This window comes from Verrucomicrobium sp. 3C (genome assembly GCF_000379365.1).
In the GTDB taxonomy this organism is placed as follows: domain Bacteria; phylum Verrucomicrobiota; class Verrucomicrobiia; order Methylacidiphilales; family Methylacidiphilaceae; genus Methylacidimicrobium.
The window spans coordinates 1,997,136-2,016,753 of sequence record NZ_KB901875.1 but is presented as its reverse complement, the minus strand read 5'-3'; the positions used below and the strand labels follow the sequence as shown (position 1 = coordinate 2,016,753).

The window sequence follows — 19,618 nt, the reverse complement described above, 5'->3', positions numbered from 1 at the left end:
CCGGAACCGGATCAGGGCATCGCCCTTGCCTTCGACCGAGTGGAACCGGCTGGCTGGCTTGAATCTTGGCCGGCCCCGAACGCCGAAGGCATAGCCCTGGACGACCTGAAATGCCCGCAGACTCGCGGTCTGCGTGTCGTGCGATCCGAGATGATCACCGATGGAGCAGGCATCCCGGCATGCCTCCGCGAACTTCTGGATGGAGTCGCGAGTAAAACCGAATCGTTCCTGTGTTTTTCGGAAGCGGCTGGATCGCTCCTTGTTGGCGATCCGCTTCCCGCTTTGTTCATCCATGACCGTTTTCGGCATCCGGCAAGCGTGCTGCCAGTCCTTGGATTGCCGCATCAAGGCCAGCCGGCGAAGGGCCTCGCCCAAGGAGGCATTGTAGATCTGGCGTGCTGCTGCGAGGCGCTTGGAGAGGGCAACCTCGTCCGCCGCGGTCGTTCGCGACGGAAACTCGGCGATGAAAGATGGAGTCTTGGCTCGCATCGAATGCTCTCCAGCATCTTATACAGACACGTAAATATCCATCAAGCTTTGCCTCGCCGCTCACCCCATGGCTAAAGCCAGGGGCTTGCGCGGCGATTTTCGGTCAGGCAACTGAAGTGAGCAGAAACTCGCAGTGGGACAGTGAAGGAACTCCGGGGACTCGCCCCGATTTCCGAACCCCGAAGAGCCGCGGCCTACCCGCGATGTGGCAGCGTTTTATCCTTCTTCCTGGTCGCGCAGGTGTTGGTCCCAAAGGGGGTCCAGGCAGGACTGTAGCCGGTAAGACCGGTGAGCAGCGGAAGCAAGCCCACGAGCCCCCACCACTTGGCCGCGCCGGGGAGCGTCAGAGGTAATATGATAAGGAGAAGAAGGCCAGCAACGACGCGAAGAATGCGCTCCGTCTTCCCTTCATGGATTGGCATATTCAGTCCTTCTATCTTTCCTCAAGCTACGTTAGAGAGCGGCTCCGGGCAATCGCCCTGCTTTTTTTCCAGAGGCCTTCGCGGCGGCCGGACCGTGCGGTGCCGCCGGCGTCTTCCTCGGTCCGCTCGCCCGGAAGTATCTCCGCCAGGAAGGCCCGGAGCATCTGAATCGCCCTATGAATATAAGCCAGTGGAGATTCAGCATGCAGCCACAAGAAGGGGCTTGCCACGGCCCAACATTCTGGTTAATTTTTTAGACTAGTTTAAGTTCTGGACCAAAGTAACGATGATCACCGTAGGTGTTTTTGAAGCCAAGACGCACCTCTCGACGCTGCTCGATCGAGTGGCGGCTGGCGAGGAAGTGGTCATCACCAAGCATGGCAGACCTGTCGCTCGGCTCGTGGGGGAGCAGGAGATCGACCGCGTGCGCGTCAACGACGCCTTCGAGAAGCTGAGGGCGCTGCGCAAGAGGACGACGCTTGCCGGTCTCTCGTGGAAGGAGCTTCGTGATGAGGGGCGGCCGTGAGCGGCGTCGTCATCGACTCTTCCCTCGCTTTGACATGGTTCTTCGAAGATGAGGCTTCACCCGAGACCGATGTCCTGTTTGAACGTGTCCGGGACGACGGGGCAGTCGTGCCGGCTCTATGGTTCCTGGAGTTGAGCAATGTTCTTCTCCAAGCTGAGAGGCGCGGCCGGATCACCGCGAGCGATGTCGCGATGCGGTTGGACCTCATCACGGAGCTGCCGATATCGGTGGATCAGGAGACAACAGCTCGGGCATGGCGCGAGATTCTGACAATGGCGCGGGCGGAGGGCTTGACAACCTACGACGCCACATATCTCGAACTCGCCGTGCGTCGAGGATTGCCGCTTCTTACGAAGGATAACGAGTTAGCCGAAGCAGCGAATCGGCAGGGCGTGATCATGCTTCCCTCGCAAGCCAAGGCAAAATTGCCACCCACAACAAAGGGGCGGCGTCGTAAGACTTGATCGGTTCCGCCTTCACCGCTGCGGCCAAGACGGCGCTGCCCCACCTTGGTATGGAACGCCGACCCATACGCCTTCCTCTTTCCCACGCTCATCATCCTCTCCTGACCAGACGATTGCTTAACCGCCATTTCTCACAAATTTCGTAGGCGGGGCGCCGGTTTTCCCCCGATGCTCTATGAGGGCATACTGCAAGGATGAAAAATCAAGCGAGAGCGAAGCAGACAAGCCCATTGTGCAAGCCGCAGGAGAAAGCTTGTGAGAAATGGCAGTTAAACCTTTGTCTCAAATCCGGGGTCCACCATAGTCCCGGAGACGGGAAGGAAGGACCAGCCGATGAATTTTCCCTTGTCGGGCAAGAGGATCGGGGAGTATGCAGAAACGTTCCGACCTTCGATCAACGGATGGATGGCTTTCACGCCTCGGTTTATTAAGGAGACAAACGCCGCATGCCTTTCGATCTTCCGGCATTGGTTCGTTCCCGCATGGGGGAGAACTACTCCCTCCACCAAAAGTATCTCAATCGCACCCTGGTCCGGGTGCAGCAGGTGATTGGCTTCGACAAGGTCTATGCGCGGGCAAAGGGGGCCTACCTCTATGATCGGGAGGGCAACGAGTATCTGGATTTCCTCAGCGGTTTCGGTGTCTTTTCGATCGGCCGGAACCATCCTGTGCCCCAGAAGGCGATTCGCGATGTCCTCGAAATGGACCTGCCCAACATGGTCCAAATGGACTCCGCGCTTTTGAGCGGGCTCTTGGCGGAAGCGCTGGTCAAACGGTTCGCCGCCCAGGGAGCCTCTCAGCTTGATGCCGTCTTCCTTTGCAACAGCGGAACGGAAGCCGTGGAGGGCGCGATCAAGTTTGCTCGGGCCGGAACGGGTCGGACGCGGCTTCTTTCGCTCGGGAACTCCTTCCACGGCCTGTCGATGGGATCGCTCTCCCTGACGGGCAATCCCTTTTTTCATGATGGCTTCGCTCCGTTTCTGCCCGGCTGTCAAACCGTCCCACTGGGCGATCTGGCCGCTCTGGAACAGGAACTGCGGAAGGGGGACGTGGCGGCGCTGGTCATCGAACCGGTGCAGGGCAAAGGAGTCCAGTTTCCCAAGGACGATTATTTCGTACAGGCCCAAGCCCTTTGCCGGCGCTACGGAACCCTCCTGGTTTGCGATGAAGTGCAATCCGGTCTCGGGAGGACCGGAAAGTGGTTTGCCTTCGAGCATTGGGGGCTCGAACCGGATATCGTAACCCTCGCCAAGGCCCTCTCGGCGGGTTATGTGCCCTGCGGAGCCTTCGCCACGCGCCGGTCGATCTACCAGAAGGTTTTCAGCCGGCTCGACCGCTGTATCGTCCACTCGTCTACCTTCGGGCGGAACAATCTGGCCTGCGTCTGCGGATTGGCGGCTCTCTCGGTCCTAGAGGAAGAAGGACTGGTGGAAAATGCCGCCCGGATGGGGGAACGGCTGGAACAGGGCCTCTTGGCGCTCCAGAAGAAGCACGAAATCGTCAAGGAGGTACGGGTCAAGGGGCTGATGATGGCCGTCGAGTTCGCCGAGCCGCGTTCCTTAGGACTCAAGATGGCTTGGAAGACGGTGCATGCCCTCGATCCGGGCCTCTTCCCCCAACTTGTCGTTTCGCAGCTGATGGCGAAGCACCGCATCCTGTCGCAAGTGGCCGCCAACAATGCGGACGTGATCAAGACGCTTCCACCCCTGATCGTCGGGACCAAGGAGATCGATGCGTTCCTGGATGCATTGGACTCGGTGCTGTCCGATCTCCGGAAGTTTCCTGGTCCCTTGTGGGACATGGGGACGAATTTCGTCAAGGCGATGCGAAACGGCACGGAGCAGCCGGTCTCGGCCTAAAAGTCAAGCTCCGCCTCTTCGTCCGGCCTTAGCTCCAATTCTCGAGCGGGGTTGCGGCCGGCGGTCTGTCGGTACCAGAAATAGAGAAGCTGCTGGGCATAGCCTCCGTACGGCCCGAAGTGAGCAGCGGCAGACTTGGTAAGCTCCCTGTTCGGAACGTGTCTCCGGTTGGGAAAGTAGAGGCTCCGGAGAAGTCTCTTCATCCAGACGTCGATGGGGAAGGAGTCGAGCCTTCCGAGTCCGAAAAGCAGCACACAGTCAGCGATCTTCTCGCCGACACCAGGAAGCTCGCAGAGGCGGGCGCGGGCTTCCAGAGTGGATTGGGTTCGAAGGTTGGGGAAGAAGGCCGGATCGTCCGCGAGGCGGCGGGCGGTCGCTCGCAGGAAGCGTGCGCGAAAACCCAGGCGATGAGCGAGAAGCCGCTCCTGCTCGGCGAACGCGAGCGCTTCGGGCGTCGGGAAGGTGAAAAACCGGCTTCCGGCGATGGAAGTTCCCCAGCTTGCCCGCAGCTTCCACGTAATCCGGCGGATCTCCGGGATCGGCTTCACTGGAGAACAAAGAAAGCTCGCCAGGGATTCCCAAGGATCCTGGTTGAGGATGCGGAGTCCCCGACCCGCCGATCGAGCGGCGGCAAGCGCTGCATCGGACGGGAGCTCTTGGAGGATCTGCTCCCAGTTGCGGGAGAGCGAAAGGTAATCGAGCAGGGTCTGCCGATTTCCCTGGAGGCTTTCGATCCGGTAGCCATCGGGCTCGGGAAGGATCCGGTATGCCGCGGAGCCGATGACCCCTACCCAGGAGTCATCTCGCAACCTGCCCCACGCGAAGGTCTGTCCGCAGGAAAGAGACTGCTCGCAATCGATCTGCGCGCGGCTGATCCTACCGAGACTTTCCCAGCCGCTGCCGCGAACGGACGTTTTCGCTATTGGGCTGAGGCCGGTTTTGAACATATTCTTTTGCGTCCGATCGTAAGGAAAAGATGGAATTTCGTGATTATTACAAGATCCTAAACGTATCGAGGAGCGCCTCCGCCGACGAGATTCGATCCTCGTTCCGGAAGCTGGCGCGTCAATACCATCCCGATGTCGCCAAGGATAAGAAAAAAGCCGAGGACAAATTTCGGGAGATCAACGAAGCCTACGAGGTCCTCTCGGATCCCGAGAAGCGAAAGCGATATGACCAGCTCGGCGCTGCCTGGCAAGAAGGGCAGGAGTTCCAACCGCCGCCCCAATGGCGAGGCAACACCCGCTGGACGCAAACGCCGGAGGAATTTGGCTTCCATGTCGGAGGCACAGGATTCAGCGATTTCTTCGAAGCCTTCTTTTCCGATGGCGGGTCGTTGAGTTCTCTCTTCGGGAACCGTCGTCCTTCGAGAATGGGGGTCCCGCGAGCGGGAGCCGATGTGGAGGCGGATCTGGCGGTCACGCTCGAAGAAGCGCTCAAGGGGACTGCCAAAACCATCATCCTGCGCCGACGACAACCCGGGCAACCGGGCGAGCGCACACAGACCTATCAGGTCTCCATACCCGCTGGAGTCCGAGAAGGGCAGAGGATTCGGCTGGCCGGTCAAGGCCAACCGGGCCCCCCGAGCGGCCGCCCGGGGGATCTCTTCCTGCGAATCCGCTATGCCAAGCATCCCTACTTCCGCGTGGAGGGAAGCGATCTTTTTTACGAGTTCGAGCTTCCCCCTTGGTCGGCTGCATTAGGCACCCAGGCCGACATCCCGGTGCTAGACGGCGGCAAGGCACGCCTGCGAATTCCTCCCGGATCGAGCTCCGGCCAAAAGCTCCGATTGGCGGGTCTCGGAATGTCGCAAAAATCGGGAGGACGCGGAGACCTCTACGTCACGCTGGCGATTCGGATGCCGAAATCCCCAACGCCGGAAGAGCGAGCGCTTTGGGAAAAGCTTGCCCGGGCCTCTAGCCCCAAGGCAAACGGCGGCGCTACCAGATGAAGGAAAGCAGGCCATGCCAGTGCAAAAGGATTCCACCCCCGCTGCCAAATTGATTCCCTACCAAAGCTGGCCACCGCGGTATTCCGCCGCAGAACTCGCGGAGTTCGCCAAGGTCCATCCGGAAATGGTTCTCTGCTATTGGAGGCTGGGGCTCATTCGCGCCGCGGAGCAAGAGCAGCAGGATCCCCTCTTCGATGACGACGCGCTCTTCTTGCTCAAGCAGATGGAGCAGCTCCGCAAGGAATATAGTCTTTCCCTGCGTGCGCTGCGTCTTCTCGCCCAATTCTTGCAAGCGCAGGAAGGATGAGGGCAGACCGATTGAAGGAAGAGGAAACTCCGCTCGCCGAGCTGCTCCGAACGCTCCTGGCCCAAGAGGGTGCGATCCCTTTTTGGCGCTTCATGGAGTTTGCCCTCTATCACCCCCGCCACGGATATTACGCCCAGTTACCATCCCGCCGGATCGGCCGAAGAGGCGACTACTACACCGGGCCTAGCTCGGGCACGGCCTTTGGTCGGCTCTTTTCCGAAGCGGTGGCGGAAGCTTGGGTTCTTTTGGGACGGCCGGCGATCCTCGATCTCTGGGAGCAGGGAGCAGGAGCGGGATGGCTCGCCTGCGACCTCGTCGGCGCGCTCCGGCAGCGAGCGCCCCACCTTGCCGAGCGTATCCGCTACACCATCGTCGAACCGAGGGAGCTGCCGCGGAAGGAGCAGGAGGCGCGGGTAAGCGCGGCAGGACTTTCGAATCACTTTCGTTGGGTGGAGTCTTTAGACGGCACGGAGCGACTCGTCGGGGTGTTTTTTTCCAACGAGCTGGTGGATAGCTTTCCTGTCCACCGGTTGCTCTGGCGGAGTTCCGGCTGGTCGGAAAGCTTCGCAACCTGGAAAGGAGGGCGCTTCTGCTTCGTCGAGCGGCCTCTTCCTGCTGGAAGCCAATGGAGAGATGTCCTGGAGGAGCCAGCCGCGGATCTGCCGGAAGGATGGGTCGTCGAGGCGAGCCTCGACGCACCCTTATGGATGCGCCAGGTGGCGGGCCTGATTGACCGCGGGTTCGTCTTCACTTTCGACTATGGCTTCCTTCCGCAGGAGCGTTTTCTTCCCGGAAGAGCGGCCGGAACTCTCCGGGCGTATCGGCGTCACCGCCGAGAAAGCGATCCCCTCGCCCACCCCGGGGAGCAGGACCTCACCGCCCATGTCGACTTCGCCAGACTTCAGAGAGCCGGAGAGGAGATGGGATTGAGCAGCCTCTCGGTGGTCGATCAACACCACTTTTTCGTAGGGATTCTCTCTGCTGTAGCCGAACGGTACGACGGAAAGCTTCCCGAAGGTTTGACAGCCGGAGGCTTTCAGACCCTGACCCATCCGGAATTCTTCGGGCGAACCCACCGCGTGCTCATCCAGAGCAAGGGGATCGTAGACGCCTCGTCCCTCTCTTGCTTGCGTTTCGCCCGCTCGGTTGGTTCTTGTCCTCCGGACCATCCACCGGCTACCAATTAGGACGTGCATATCGATCTCTCCCAACGCGTCGTCGGGCTCTTAACGCCGGTCTCCGCTCTGCGGCGGAAGGGCGATTTGGGGATCGGAGACGCTCGCGCGGTGCGCGATGCGATCGCTTTTTGCGCAGAACTCGGCTTCCGTTGGCTTCAACTCCTCCCCATCAACGAGACCAGCGGAGACAATAGCCCCTATAACGCGATCAGCTCGCTGGCTCTCGAACCCGCTCTCTTCACCTTGGAGCCCGAGGAGGTTCCCGGCCTGGAGGCAGAAGACATCCCAAAAGGATGGATCGAGGAAGCCTCGATCGGCGATGTCATCGATTATCCGCGAGTCAAGGAAAGAAAGAAGGCGCTTTTGGAAAAAGCCTTCACGCGCTTCTCTGAACAGAGGCCGCCGAGTTGGAAAGAGTTCCAGGCCTTCTGCCGGTCCCATGCCGCATGGCTTAAAGGTTATTCCCTCTTTCGAGCCCTCATGGATCAACAAGGAAACGATCCGCGCTGGGACCGGTGGTCGCCGGAAGTCGCGCACTATCGCAAAGCCCTGACTTGGTTGCGGGCCGCTCGTCCGCGGGCGCTTCTCCGGAAGCGCTCTTTTTACGCCTTCGTTCAATGGGTCGGCCACCGGCAGTGGAAGTCCATTCGGGAATACGCGGTCTCCCACGAAGTCCAGCTGATGGGCGACATTCCCTTCGGGATCAGCCGTTATGGGTCGGACGTCTGGACCCACCCTCCTCTCTTCGACACCAGCTGGTGCGGCGGAGCGCCTCCGGAACGGTTCTTCCAGTCGGATGCGTTCATTCAAAAGTGGGGCCAGAACTGGGGGATTCCACTCTATGCGTGGGAGAAGCACGAAGCGGAGAGCTTCTTCTGGTGGAAGCAGCGAATCGCTCGAACGCTCGAGATCTTTCACGGGTTCCGCATCGACCACGTGCTCGGGTTTTTCCGGATCTATGCCTTTCCGTGGAAACCGGAAGAGAATGCGGTCTTTCTTCCGCTTACTCCGGAGGAGGCCCAAGCCCGAGCAGGGGGAAGGTTGCCTCATTTCATTCCCGATTCTGACGAGAAGCTCGACTCGGCCGCTCGCAATGAGGCGCGGGGAGTCTTGCTCCTCTACCGGCTCCTGGCGGAAACCGGGGGGGCCTCGGTCATTGCCGAAGATCTTGGATTCGTCCCCTTTTATGTTCGTCCCGCCCTGAGCGAGCTGGGAGTTCCCGGATTCAAGATCCCCATGTTCGAGCGGGAGGAAGATCACTCCTACTCGCCAGCTTCGACGTATCCACGGCTAAGCGTGGCAACCTATGCAACGCATGACCACCCTCCCCTCGTCTGTTTCTTGCGTGGCCTCATCGAACGGTGGCTGGGCCCAAATGGGCATGATGCTTGGCTGGAGCTTCAAAGGCTGATGGTCTTCCTCGGTTGGAATCCGGAAGCCCCGCCGAGGGAATTCACCCAAGAACTCCACCTTCGCTTGCTCCAGGTGCTGCTCGACTCTCCGAGCTGGATGGCTTCCATCTTGGTCAGCGATCTCTTCGGAATCGATACTCGGTTTAATCTGCCCGGAGCGGACCAGAATTGGACTGCCCGCCTCCCTTTGTCCCTGGAAGATTATCGGCGGCGCGCTCCCTATGCGCAGCTTCTCGATTCTTTCCGGGCGCTTGCCGCCCAAAGCGGTCGAACCGCGCACAGAGGAGGAGGATGAGGACTCGCTTTTTCTCTCGAACGCTGGCAAAAAAGGAAGCTCGTATGCGACGCCACCTTTTTCTTCTGCTGCTCGTGCCTCTCTTCGCCGGTTGCGATCAAGCCGTTTACCTTTGGCAGTATGGTTCGTTGACCGGGCCGGGAAAGAAAAACGCCCGAACGGCCTTCGAACGCGACATCTTCTCTTCCGAGGCCAAGGCAAAATATCGGATCGTCCAGGACGAAATCACGGTCAACGAAGTCGAGATGCCCACGATCAACCCTTGGACCAACCAAGAAGAAGCGGGCGTTCATGTCACCGTCGTCGTCCGGTTTCAAAACGGCCGGATCTTCCAGCAGAGTTATGACGGGGCCATCATCCATGTGCAGGGCGGCCACTGGCGGGTGAATCCTCCCCTGACGAAGGCAATCCACGCCCAGTTGGAGGCAGCTTCGCGCGCTTGATCCAAACCCGAGGAAACTCATCCTATTCTCCCCGCGGATAGGCTTTTTCAGGGGGCGAGAGCCCGGATCACGATTTCGACCCGCCGATTCTTTTCTTGCTCCTCGATCGTTCCTCGCGCGACGATCAGTCGGCGGCGGCCGTAGCCGGTGGCATGAAACGATAGCTGCTCGCCCGCCAAGCGCTCCTCGAGCCAGCGCCGCACCGATTCGGCCCGCTCGTGACTCAATTTCAGGTTATACTGGTCATCCCCGAATGTATCGGTGTGTCCGCCGATTTCCACATCGGCGCGGCCGTAGCGCTTTAGAATGTCAGCCACTTGCGCAAGAAGGGGCTCCGCATCCGGGCGCAAGCGATAGGAGTCGAAATCAAACAGGATGTCGCTGGGTAGCCGCACCATGATCGGCTGTGGAATTCGAGGATCGAAGTTTGCGGCAGCTCGAAACTGGCTCTGAACTTCATCCGCACCGGGTAGACCTTCTCCCCCGGCCGCCTCTTCCGGATGGGTGCCAGCCTGCCCGGCGGCGCTCGCGCCTGGCTGCGGATTCTGCCCGACTCCCGAGGGAAGGACGATCGCGTCGTTCGGCACACCAAGGACTGCGGAACCGACGTTGGTCTGCGATGTCGCGTTTTCCATCTCGGCGCGCATATCCGGAAGATAGGGGCTCGTCTCGCTGGGTGGAGTCGGCGCGAGCACCGCCACCTCTGGAGCTCCTCCAGGAGTCGCCTCTGACATCGGAACTCGAACTGGATTCTCCTGGGCCAGCTTCTGCACGATTGCCTCTGCCCCCTTCATCTCCTTGGGCACCTCCAGGTCAGGGACCGGGGCCGTCGTCGGGATGCGCGATTGGGCGCTAGCCTGGAAAAGGGAACTCGGCAGTTCCGTCCGGCTCAAATGAAAGGTTTTCGACATCTCTTTGGCCTGGGAAGCGAGCGCAATGCGCCCTCGTATGGGCAGGGGACCAACCACGCCCAGGATCGCGGCATGCAGGCCCAGCGATAGCAAGAGCGCCATCAGGGCAAGATTTCCTCGATGCTCCCGCAAGGGAGCCGTTGACTCAGGCATCGGGTTTGAAATCCGGATACTTTTCCCTCAGGAGCTTACGCCAATTGGCCGCCTGCGCATCATCCCCTGATCGAGCAAAGCTCGAGGCGGCCTTTTCCATGGCGCGAGGGGTGATTTCGTTGTCCTGGTAGATCAAGCTGAGCGTACTATAAGTTTTGGCGGCTTCCGCGTAGTTTTTTTGCGCCCAATATAGGTTTCCGAGGAGCATGCGCGCTTCGGCGTTTCGTCGGCCCTCGGGTTCTTGTAAGAGCACTTGCTCTAAGTGCTTCTGCGCGGAACCGTACTCTCCCGCGCCGGTCTCGGCCTCCGCGAAACCCAAGAGCACCGGGCTATTGTCTGCGCCGTTCGGGTCGAGCTTGCGGAATTCCTGATAGCATTGAACCGCACCAGGCCATTCGTGCAGCTTCCGCTCGATTTCAGCCAGCTGCCAGTATGCGGAAGCCAGATAGGTGCCGGCATCGGATCGCGAGCAGACTTTTCGCAGGGCGTTCTTCGCCAGAATGAGCCGGTTCTCTTTGGCCCATGAGAGCCCGGCCCAATAGTAGAGAGCGGCGGGAAGCTGCGCTGCTGACTCGGGCGCCTTTTCCTCGAGCTCTCCCAGAAAATGTTCCATCTTTTCCAGATCCTTTTCGCCGTAGGCGACCCAGACCAGCATGGTCGTGGCGGGGCCAAAGAATTGGGTCGGCTCCCCTTCCCTGGCCTCCAAAAGATGCTTTTGCGCTTCGGCATATTTCTTTTCTTTGAGTTCCGCCTGGCCAAGCAGCAGGCAACCAAGCGGACGAAGCTTCGCCTTGGGATATTCGTCCACCAGAGATCGGAAAGACTGCTCCATCTGCGTGGGCTTCTCGAGCTGTCGCGCCAGCAAGGCCGTCTGGACCAGGCTCGCTTCCCGTTGCGGGGAGCCTCTGGGTGCAAGCTCAAGCGCCTCTTTCCAAGCCTCGAGAGCCTTGGCGGCGTCTCCCGCCTTGTCCCAAGCCGCTCCCTCCGTCATTCGCGCTGTCAGGAGTTCCGCGGCATCGGCGCTGCCCTTGCCGAGACGCTCCAATGTTTCCCCCGCCTCCTTCCACCGCCCGGACTCGAAGTAGGCACGCCCGAGGCCCAGGAGCGCCGCCGACCGAGGGACCCCCGCCGGATTTTGCGATACGATCTCCTGCCACAGGGGGAGAGCGTCGGCGAAGCGTCCTCGAGCCGATAGCGCCTGGGCTTGAATAAAGCGCACTCGGGCCGCGTAAGGGGAAGATGAGCCGAATCGATCGAGAAACGCAGTCGCCTCGTCGAGAACCCCTTTCTGATTGAGTCCGATCAGCGCCACAAGCCTTCCATATGCCGCTTCGGCGAACGCTGGGGCCGGCGGATTCAGGGAAAGGCAGGATTCGAATACCTGGAAAGCGATGCCCTTCTCTCCCGCTTGAAGGCAGGCGTTGCCCAACTGCACGAGCAAGGCGACCCTCCGTTCCAAGGAAAAGCGCTCCGGACGGGACTGAAGAAACGTCAAGGCTTCTTCGAAATGCTTTTGGGAAAGCGCCTCTGCGAATTGACCCTCGGAGGCCAAGGTCTGCCATTGGGACGGAACATCTGGGCCAAGGCATCGACCAAAGAACTCTTCCGCCTTCTTCGCTTCTCCGGCGCGCATGGCCGCCCAACCCGCCCGGGCCGTCGCCTGCCACTTGATCGACGGGGCTTTCGCTTGTGTGGCGATGGTTTGCCAATAGGAGAGAGCGCCCGCCCAGTCTCGCTTCTTTTCCAGGTAGACCGCGAGCAGACGAGCCGCCTCCCATCGATAAGGGGACGCTCCGGAGGCGACTTTGCGTAGCTGTTCGGATCCAGCGGCCTCGTTGCCCACATGGAAGTCGCAGAGAGCCAGCAGGTAACGAGCCGCTTCCAAGGTCTCTCCCGCTCCATGATCGAGCGCGAGTTGGAGAAGGGGGATGGCTTCTCCATAATGCTCTCGCTCCATCAGCAACTTTCCCTCCCAGAACCAGGCGGCGGGAGCAAAGAGGCTCTTTGGATAGCTTTGGGTGAGCATCCGATAGACCGAGAGGGCATCCGCCGGACGGCTAAGAAAGCGATAGCATTCGCCAATATCGAACAGGGCCTCTTCCTTCTTCGTCGCAGCGAGAGAAGGCAAGGCCTCGGAGAAGAGGCGGAGGGCTTCGGAATGCCGACCCTCGCGATAGAAATCCACCGCCTGCTCGTACTGCATCTCTGCCTGGGGAATCAGCTCAATCTCGCCAGGACTTTGCTGGACGGTAGCTGGCCAAGCGGAATCGTTCTGTCCGAACAGCCCGAGGCACAAGCCGCAAATCCCGAGCAATCGCCCCAGCCCAGGGGTTCCCCAAGGTTTGCTCATCCAGGTCCGTCCCGTTGACACCACCTCTCCCGGCCTTCCTCTCGCAACCCGCCTCCCGGCGTGTGCGCTGCTCCACCAAGGCATATCGCCCGCGCAACCAGGCATCATGCCGTCTTTGCAAAGAGCGGATCTCTTCTCGCACTCCTTCCGATCGGCAGATCGCCGGACGCAAAATCCTTGAAACCCATTACCGCCAGACCTAGGGGGGAGTCAAATCGGGCCGGACGGTGGCAAACGCGATATTCCAGACATTTGCCGCCCGGCAGACATCCAGAACGTGAACGACATGTTCATAGCTGGTCGTTTCGTCCGCGCGGATCACCACCGCCTGGTCCGGATATTGTTGGACCACTCCGTGAAGAATTCCCTCCAGCTCGGAAGCAGAAACCACTCTTCGATTCAATGTCACCTTGCCGTCCTTGGTGATGTTGAGGATCACTTCCCCGGGGAGGCGCTGGGGAATCTCTCCGTGCTTGGCCTTGGGGACCCGGACGTCGAGATCCGCCTCATACCGCGCCAAGTTCCAGGTCAGCAGAAAGAAGGAGAGCAAAAAGAGGATCACGTCAATCATCGGCGCCAGTTGCAGTCCGATCTGCACGTTGGATACCCGGCCCCGGAAATTCATGTTTCGACGACGCCTTTTTCCGGTTCCTTCACCCCCACAGCCACTTCCTCGGAACCATGGAGCAGAATCAATTCCTGGACCCAAATGGCCGATCGCTCTTCAAAGACCGTGATCAAGCCCTGCAACCGCCCACGGAAAAAGGAATAGAACATCATGCACGAGATCCCGACGATCAGGCCCACCGCTGTGGCGATCAATGCCTGCGAAACTCCTCCTGCCAAGAGCATCGTCCGCATCGGAGATGGATCGGCCGCAATCGATCCGAAGGCACGCAAAATCCCCACCACCGTGCCGAAGAGGCCGAGCATGGGAGAGATTACGCCGACGTCGAGCAGATAGAGAATCCTCTGATTGAGCGATGCGGCGATCCCGCTGCCGATGACCTGGGCCACGGAGCGCACCGCCTCCCCGTCCGCATTAGGATAGCGCTGATAGAGACCAATCGCTCCGCGGAGGACCCGCGCGACGCCTTCGTTTCTTTTCCGGACGAGTTCGCTCAGAACGGAGAGATCCCGTCGGCGGAAAACGGCATCCAGCCTCCGCTCCAAATCGCGCGTCCAGACGGCGCTCAAGCGTAGCGATACCAGGGCATAGAAGATGAGCCAGAGCCCGATCACCGAGACGAAGAGCAGGGGTAGCATGACCCATCCTCCAGACTGGAGAAGCCCCCAAACCGTCAACCCCGGCGGCTGTGGGAGAGAAGCCGACGCAAGGGACGAGGGGAAAGAAAAGGTCGTTACAAAAAAAGCGTGATTCATAGGAACCGATCTTTATGAACTTACCGAATTCTCGCCATCGTTGCCAAGCCGTCTTGCGAGCGGGGCCGCAAAGGAGTAGCCTCGCGCCTCGGGCAGATTTCGAAAGAGGTCTGCCAGATCCCGCTCGGGACAACTCGATGAGGATTCGATTCGTAGGAATAAGACCATGAAATTTCGCTCACTGCTCCTTCTCGGAGCTCCCGGTTCCGGAAAGGGGACGCAGGGACAGCTTCTTGCCCAAATTCCTGGATTTATTCACCTCTCCTCGGGCGAGCTTTTCCGAGCCCTCGATCCCGGCTCCGATTTGGGAAAGCTCTTCCGGCAATACTCGGATCAAGGACAGCTCGTCCCCGACGATTTGACGATCCGCGTCTGGCAAGACCACGTTCAGACACTAATCGACTCGGGCCGCTACCGCCCCGCGGCGGATTTCCTGGTGCTCGACGGGATCCCTCGGAACGTCAACCAGCTCGCAAAGCTCTCCGCCTCCGTCGACATTCTACACGTCTTCCATCTCTGCTGCCCCAATCGCGACGTACTGATCCAGCGCCTCGCTGCCAGGGTTCATCAGACCAACCGCGCCGACGACGCCGATCCCAAGGTGATCCTCCGAAGAATCACGATCTATGAAACCGAGACCAAGCCGCTGCTCGGCGCGATTCCTCAGGAACGAATCCACAATGTCGACGCAGACCAGTTGCCCTACCAGGTTCTCCGACAAATTCTGAACTCACTGCCCTAGCCGCCATTTCTCACAAATTTCGTAGCCGAGGCGCCGCAAATGGGCTTGGATGCGAGGCGCGACGCCGGTTTTCCACCGGAGCTGTATGACGACATACTGCAAGGATGGAAAACCAAGCCCAACAAAGCAGACAAGCCCATTGTGCAAGCCGCAGGAGAAAGATTGTGAGAAATGGCGGCTGACAGCCTCTCTCCCAAGCGTTCTCCTGCGGCTTGCGAAAGGGACCAGGACACACTAGCATCGCGTCATAATTACGTGACATAACAGTGCAGACTAGGTATTATGGCTTTCATTATGGGAGCCATTTTAAGTGCATTACCAATTCGCGAAGAGCAGAGAGAAGAGTTAGAAGACATCGTCCGCAAGAGGAATGCGAAAGCCGGGTAGGTGATGAGAGCACGGATAATTCTGATGGCTGCCGATGGGGTTTCCAGCGCGGCGATTTCCCGGCGGCTCCAGTGCAACGCGCATATCGTGGGCAAATGGCGGCGACGGTTTTCCACGGAGGGGATCGCTGGGCTCAACGATGAGCCGCGGAGCGGACGCCCGGTAACGATAAGCCAATCGCTTACGCGCAAAGTGGTGATGACCGCGTGCAGTAAACCGCCGAGAGGTTTGAGCCGGTGGAGCATCCGCACGCTGGCGCGAGAGCTGGGTTTGCCCCCAGCTCGGGTCGCGCGCATTCTGCGCGCATTCTGCGAGCTTACGATCTGCATCCGCATTGCCTTCGCACCTTCACGTTTAGCCCGGATCCCCAGTTCAAGGAGAAACTCCTCGAAGTGGTCGCTCTCTCTACATGCAGCCTCCGGAGAACGCCGTGGTGCTCTGCGTGGACGAGAAGACCGGCATCCAGGCCCTGGATCGCACGCAGCCCATGCTGCCTTTGCGGGCGAAAAAGGCCCGTTGTTGGACCAACGAGTATGTCCGGCACGGAACGCGCACGGTCTTGGCCAGCCTGGAGGTGAAGAGCGGGAAAGTCTTTGCCCATGTCAAGGAGACCCGGACCTCGGCCGATTTCCTTTCGTTTCTGGACGAGCTCGTCAAACGCTACGAGGACCAGCGGCTCTACGTGGTTTTGGACAATTTGAACACGCACAAGAATGAAAAGGCCCGAAACTGGCTCAGGCTTCACCCTAACGTCAGCTTTCACTATACGCCGACCCATGCTTCCTGGGTAAACCTCATCGAATGCTTCTTCAGCATCCTGACCCGACAGGGCCTTCAACAGTCTGTTCACAAATCGGGCCAGGACTTAGAGCGCTTCCTCAAGGCTTACTTCGCCAAATACAATGACCACTGCCAGCCCTTCCATTGGACTAAAGGGCCGGAAAAGCTTCAGCACATCATCGAGCTCACCTAGCAATTCCAAGCCGAATATGCTGCTGCGAACTTATGAGTCGATGTACTAGCGAGATTCGGGATCGCGGAGCCTGCCGCGGAACTGGCGCCGGACGAGCCAGACCATTCCGAGCAGATCAATCGTCGCCGCCAGCGCCCGTCTCCAAGGACGAACTTTGCTTCGACCGGCGTATCGAGGTCGATGATGAACCGGAAGTTCGCCGGTCCGATACCCCATGCCGCACGCGAGGGCGGGGATGAACCGGTGCATGCCGTTCCACCCAGGCAGTCGCCGCGCCAAATCCCTTCGCATCACTTTGAGAGAACAGCCCGAGTCTCGTGTACGATCCGCAAGGAGGCGTGCCCGGACAGCGTTAGCCACCCGGCTCATCCAGCGCCGCTGCCAGCTGTCCTGCCTCTTTTGGCGAAAACCAGTGATCAGGTCGAGCCGATCTTCCTGTAGTCGTCCCAAAAGCGCCGGAATGTCCGCCGGATCATTTTGAAGATCGGCGTCCAATAGGATGACCCACCGCCCCGCAGCTTGCTGGATCCCATAGTAGATCGCCGCGCTCTGCCCCGATCGCATGGTGAGATCGAGCCACCGAACCGGGAAGCACGGGCTTATGGAGGGGCGCTCGAAGGAGTCGGTGCTGCCATCGTTGACAAGGATGATCTCAGCCGCTCGCCCGAGCTTTTGCAGAACGGAATCGATCTCCAAAAGCAATTGGGGCAGGTTCTCGGCTTCATTGTGAAAGGGCACCACTACGGACAACTCGGGCTCTTTCCCTTGGTTCGCATCGCCTCTCATTACGAATCGGCCTTTTCCTGGAAAAGCCGCAAGAGGGCCAATTCGAGGCTGATCTGCTTTTCTCCTCCATGCAACATCTGCCGGTTTGCCATCGAAAGAGCAAGAAGGGCATTCACCCAAAACCAGGCGGTCCGCTTTTTTGCCGCCGCAATGGTCATGCCCAACTGCCAGGCACTCACGGGAGTTCCACTCTTTTTCTTTGGAAAGTAGGCCTGGCCTTCCGGAGCGACGTCCGCCTTGACGAAACGCCCGGAGCCATTCAGACGCACCCAGCCTTTTTCCCACAGGAGGAGACCTAAGGCCGCCAGGCGAACTTTCTGTCCCAACGCCAAGAGAACACGCACTTCGCTCTCCCCTTGGCGGAGGAGATTTCTCAACTCGCTCCATGCTGCAGAAGGTCTTCCTCCTACGACCGCGTCGCACAGGTCCCACACCACCGCATCCGAACCGTCGCCGAGAAGCAGCCCGAGCTCATCGCTTGTCGCGGGCAGGCCGTCGGCTTGATAGAGAGCAACTTTCTCGATTTGAGAGTCGAGCCTCTGGCGGTCCCCTCCCGAGGCAGCCAAGAGGCGCTCGCAGAGCTCGGTAGTCGGAGAAAGGCCGCGCGCCCTCATCCTCTCCGCGACTTCTCCCAATGCCCGGTCCTCGTTTCGAACGCCGCTCAAGGGAGCAAAAAGATGAAGGGAAGCGATTTCGCGCAGTCCGCGAAAAAATTGCCGCCGCTCGTCAACGGCTCCGGCCTGGATCACCAACACGACCACCTCCGGACGCAAGCCCCGCAGGACCTCGAGCAGGCTCGCCAACTCGGAGAAGAGCTTATCGTCTCGACCCACGCCCTTGTTCCCAAGGCAGTGGACATCGCGCCAAAGCACGACCTTGCGCAGGCCGAACAGCGAGCCCGACTGAAGGGCCTCTCGCAGGCGGGCGATCTGTTCTCCCACCTCCGCGGCGTTCCCTCCGTCTCCGGGAACGCTTTCGAAGGATGGATCGTCGCGCAGTCCCTCTTGTTGGAGAAAGAGGCGCGTGGCGCGCTTGGCCTCGTATTCGTCCTCTCCGCCAAAGAAATGGATCGCTTTGCTCTTGCCGGCAAGAGACGTCATTGCAATAAGATCGGTCGAGGCAATGGAACATTTGTGGGCACCCTGGCGCAAGGCTTATCTCGACGAGTCGTCCCCTCCGAGAAGCACCCTCTTCGCGGAGATCGCCAAGGAATCCAGGGATCGGGAGAATCTTGTTCTCCTGCGAGGCCGGACTTCCTTCGGCCTACTCAACCGCTTCCCCTACAATATCGGCCATTCGATGGTCGTTCCCTACCGCTCCGTGGCGCGTCTGGACGAACTCACGGAAAAGGAACTGCTGGAAACGCTGGAGATCTTGCGCAAGCTCCTGGCGGCTCTGGAGGAGGCGTTTGCCCCCCACGGATTCAATATCGGACTCAATCTGGGGGCGGCCGCCGGCGCCGGGATAGAAGGGCATCTGCATTGGCATCTTGTGCCACGGTGGAGGGACGATGCCAACTTCATGACGACCACGGCGCAGACCCGGGTCCACCCGTCGGATCTGGCAACGGTCTATGAGATCCTATACAAGTCGCTGCACCGAGAGGAGTCGGCCGCCTCGCGATGAAGCTCCACCGTGAAGAAAACCACTTTACAGGCCGCCCGTGTCTTCGTAGCATCGCCACTCTTTTCCGATGAGTGAGGCAAAGCTACGGATCGGACTTCCCAAGGGCAGCCTGGAGGAAGCCACTATCGAGCTCTTCCGCCGAGCCGGCTATGTCATCAGCCGATCGTCCCGGGGCTATCGACCCTACATCGATCACCCGGGAATGGAGGTTCGCCTGGTCAGGCCCCAGGAATTGGCTCGGTACGTCACTCAAGGCTTCCTCGACTGTGGCATCACCGGAATGGATTGGATCCTGGAAACGGAATCCTCGGTCCACATTGTAAGCGAGTTGCCCTACAATCGCTCGACCAGGCTCCCCGTACGCTGGGTACTCGCCGTCCATGAAAGCTCGCCGGTCCGCTCTCCCAGCGAACTGAACGGCAAGAGGATTGCCACGGAAGCGGTTCGGCTGGTCTCTAACTACTTGCAGCGCCATAGCGTCCAGGCGGAAGTGGAATTCTCCTGGGGCGCAACGGAGGTCAAGGTGCCCGAACTCGTGGATGCCATCGTCGATATTTCGGAAACAGGCTCCTCGCTCCGGGCAAACAACTTACGCATCGTCGACACGGTGCTCGAAAGCTATCCGCAGTTCATCTGCTCTCATTCCGTCTGGGCGGACACTGGGCGGCGGAAGCAGTTGGAGTCTCTGGCCTTGCTGCTCTTGGCCGCGCTTCGTGGCGAAGAGAAGGTGGGGTTGAAGTTGAACGTAGCCAAGGACGGAATTGCGGCGGTGCTCGGCATTTTGCCCGCGCTCCGAAAGCCGACGGTTTCCCCGCTCGCCGACGGAGAGTGGCTTGCCGTAGAAACCGTTCTCGATGAGAGTCAGGTCCGCGACCTGATCCCGCGACTTAAGGAGCTGGGCGCGGAGGGAATAATCGAATACCCGCTCAACAAAGTCATCTATTGATCGGCTGGAAGGGGT

At 59.8% G+C, this 19,618-nt stretch carries 20 protein-coding genes and 2 pseudogenes; 13 read left to right on the top strand and 9 right to left on the bottom strand.

The window, feature by feature from the left end; genetic code table 11:
• Nucleotides 1-489, bottom strand: a pseudogene (locus tag A37A_RS20685) (hypothetical protein); the annotation flags it as partial.
• Between the two features lie 194 nt (nt 490-683).
• The gene (locus A37A_RS0110590; RefSeq protein ID WP_018291478.1) at nt 684-911 is read right to left on the bottom strand and encodes a YgaP-like transmembrane domain; all 228 of its coding nucleotides are present in this window, start codon (nt 909-911) and stop codon (nt 684-686) included.
• A 286-nt stretch (nt 912-1,197) separates the two neighbouring features.
• Here A37A_RS0110590 and A37A_RS0110580 point away from each other — a divergent pair, with 286 nt between their 5' ends.
• The 3 genes from A37A_RS0110580 (at nt 1,198) to A37A_RS0110565 (ending at nt 3,760) form a co-directional block, all read left to right on the top strand.
• The gene (locus A37A_RS0110580) at nt 1,198-1,437 is read left to right on the top strand and encodes a type II toxin-antitoxin system Phd/YefM family antitoxin (RefSeq protein WP_018291476.1); all 240 of its coding nucleotides are present in this window, start codon (nt 1,198-1,200) and stop codon (nt 1,435-1,437) included.
• On the top strand, nt 1,434-1,901 hold the full coding sequence (locus tag A37A_RS0110575; protein WP_018291475.1) for a type II toxin-antitoxin system VapC family toxin: 468 nt from the start codon (nt 1,434-1,436) through the stop codon (nt 1,899-1,901). The genes A37A_RS0110580 and A37A_RS0110575 overlap by 4 nt, the downstream gene beginning before the upstream one ends.
• A 446-nt stretch (nt 1,902-2,347) precedes the next feature.
• Complete coding sequence (locus A37A_RS0110565) at nt 2,348-3,760, top strand: aspartate aminotransferase family protein (RefSeq protein ID WP_020494318.1); 1,413 nt, start codon at nt 2,348-2,350, stop codon at nt 3,758-3,760.
• On the opposite strand, the gene A37A_RS17055 is transcribed toward A37A_RS0110565, so the two are convergent.
• Entirely contained in the window at nt 3,757-4,707 is a 951-nt protein-coding gene (locus A37A_RS17055; protein WP_018291472.1) for a DNA-3-methyladenine glycosylase, read from the bottom strand. The genes A37A_RS0110565 and A37A_RS17055 overlap by 4 nt on opposite strands.
• 29 nt (nt 4,708-4,736) lie before the next feature.
• Here A37A_RS17055 and A37A_RS0110555 point away from each other — a divergent pair, with 29 nt between their 5' ends.
• From A37A_RS0110555 to A37A_RS0110535, 5 genes are read left to right on the top strand one after another with little or no spacing between them, the layout of a single operon-like run.
• Nucleotides 4,737-5,711 (top strand): DnaJ C-terminal domain-containing protein, encoded by a 975-nt coding sequence (locus A37A_RS0110555; RefSeq protein ID WP_018291471.1) that lies wholly within the window; start codon nt 4,737-4,739, stop codon nt 5,709-5,711.
• Nucleotides 5,712-5,724: 13 nt separating this feature from the next.
• Nucleotides 5,725-6,018 carry a hypothetical protein gene (locus A37A_RS17050; protein ID WP_020494317.1) on the top strand — a complete coding sequence of 98 codons (294 nt, stop codon included), beginning with the start codon at nt 5,725-5,727 and terminating at the stop codon, nt 6,016-6,018.
• A gap of 11 nt (nt 6,019-6,029) precedes the next feature.
• The gene (locus A37A_RS17045; protein WP_231363857.1) at nt 6,030-7,205 is read left to right on the top strand and encodes a class I SAM-dependent methyltransferase; all 1,176 of its coding nucleotides are present in this window, start codon (nt 6,030-6,032) and stop codon (nt 7,203-7,205) included.
• A gap of 3 nt (nt 7,206-7,208) precedes the next feature.
• Nucleotides 7,209-8,903, top strand: coding sequence for a 4-alpha-glucanotransferase (locus A37A_RS17040; RefSeq protein WP_018291468.1), 1,695 nt, complete (start codon nt 7,209-7,211; stop codon nt 8,901-8,903).
• A 44-nt stretch (nt 8,904-8,947) separates the two neighbouring features.
• Complete coding sequence (locus tag A37A_RS0110535) at nt 8,948-9,346, top strand: hypothetical protein (RefSeq protein WP_018291467.1); 399 nt, start codon at nt 8,948-8,950, stop codon at nt 9,344-9,346.
• Nucleotides 9,347-9,393: 47 nt separating this feature from the next.
• Here A37A_RS0110535 and A37A_RS0110530 read toward each other — a convergent pair whose 3' ends face one another.
• The 4 genes from A37A_RS0110530 to A37A_RS17035 form a co-directional block, all read right to left on the bottom strand.
• Nucleotides 9,394-10,410, bottom strand: coding sequence for an OmpA family protein (locus A37A_RS0110530; protein ID WP_018291466.1), 1,017 nt, complete (start codon nt 10,408-10,410; stop codon nt 9,394-9,396).
• Nucleotides 10,403-12,760, bottom strand: coding sequence for a tetratricopeptide repeat protein (locus A37A_RS0110525; RefSeq protein WP_020494315.1), 2,358 nt, complete (start codon nt 12,758-12,760; stop codon nt 10,403-10,405). The genes A37A_RS0110530 and A37A_RS0110525 overlap by 8 nt, the downstream gene beginning before the upstream one ends.
• A 199-nt stretch (nt 12,761-12,959) precedes the next feature.
• Complete coding sequence (locus A37A_RS0110520; protein ID WP_018291463.1) at nt 12,960-13,385, bottom strand: biopolymer transporter ExbD; 426 nt, start codon at nt 13,383-13,385, stop codon at nt 12,960-12,962.
• The gene (locus tag A37A_RS17035) at nt 13,382-14,143 is read right to left on the bottom strand and encodes a MotA/TolQ/ExbB proton channel family protein (protein WP_020494314.1); all 762 of its coding nucleotides are present in this window, start codon (nt 14,141-14,143) and stop codon (nt 13,382-13,384) included. Before A37A_RS17035 ends, A37A_RS0110520 begins: the two co-directional genes overlap by 4 nt.
• A 166-nt stretch (nt 14,144-14,309) precedes the next feature.
• Here A37A_RS17035 and A37A_RS0110505 point away from each other — a divergent pair, with 166 nt between their 5' ends.
• The 3 genes and pseudogenes from A37A_RS0110505 (at nt 14,310) to A37A_RS21435 (ending at nt 16,245) form a co-directional block, all read left to right on the top strand.
• On the top strand, nt 14,310-14,885 hold the full coding sequence (locus A37A_RS0110505; RefSeq protein WP_018291461.1) for a nucleoside monophosphate kinase: 576 nt from the start codon (nt 14,310-14,312) through the stop codon (nt 14,883-14,885).
• A 390-nt stretch (nt 14,886-15,275) separates the two neighbouring features.
• Nucleotides 15,276-15,512: pseudogene (locus A37A_RS21440) on the top strand (helix-turn-helix domain-containing protein); the annotation flags it as partial.
• A gap of 169 nt (nt 15,513-15,681) precedes the next feature.
• Nucleotides 15,682-16,245 carry an IS630 family transposase gene (locus A37A_RS21435; protein ID WP_018291459.1) on the top strand — a complete coding sequence of 188 codons (564 nt, stop codon included), beginning with the start codon at nt 15,682-15,684 and terminating at the stop codon, nt 16,243-16,245.
• Nucleotides 16,246-16,290: 45 nt separating this feature from the next.
• Here A37A_RS21435 and A37A_RS0110490 read toward each other — a convergent pair whose 3' ends face one another.
• The gene (locus tag A37A_RS0110490; protein ID WP_018291458.1) at nt 16,291-17,031 is read right to left on the bottom strand and encodes a glycosyltransferase family 2 protein; all 741 of its coding nucleotides are present in this window, start codon (nt 17,029-17,031) and stop codon (nt 16,291-16,293) included.
• The gene (gene holA, locus A37A_RS0110485) at nt 17,031-18,131 is read right to left on the bottom strand and encodes a DNA polymerase III subunit delta (RefSeq protein ID WP_018291457.1); all 1,101 of its coding nucleotides are present in this window, start codon (nt 18,129-18,131) and stop codon (nt 17,031-17,033) included. Before holA ends, A37A_RS0110490 begins: the two co-directional genes overlap by 1 nt.
• Nucleotides 18,132-18,153: 22 nt before the next feature.
• Between holA and A37A_RS0110480 the strand changes: the two genes are divergently transcribed.
• Both A37A_RS0110480 and hisG read left to right on the top strand, forming a co-directional pair.
• Nucleotides 18,154-18,657 (top strand): HIT domain-containing protein, encoded by a 504-nt coding sequence (locus tag A37A_RS0110480; protein ID WP_018291456.1) that lies wholly within the window; start codon nt 18,154-18,156, stop codon nt 18,655-18,657.
• 67 nt (nt 18,658-18,724) lie between these two features.
• Nucleotides 18,725-19,603, top strand: coding sequence for an ATP phosphoribosyltransferase (gene hisG / locus A37A_RS0110475; RefSeq protein WP_018291455.1), 879 nt, complete (start codon nt 18,725-18,727; stop codon nt 19,601-19,603).
• Nucleotides 19,604-19,618: the final 15 nt, after the last annotated feature.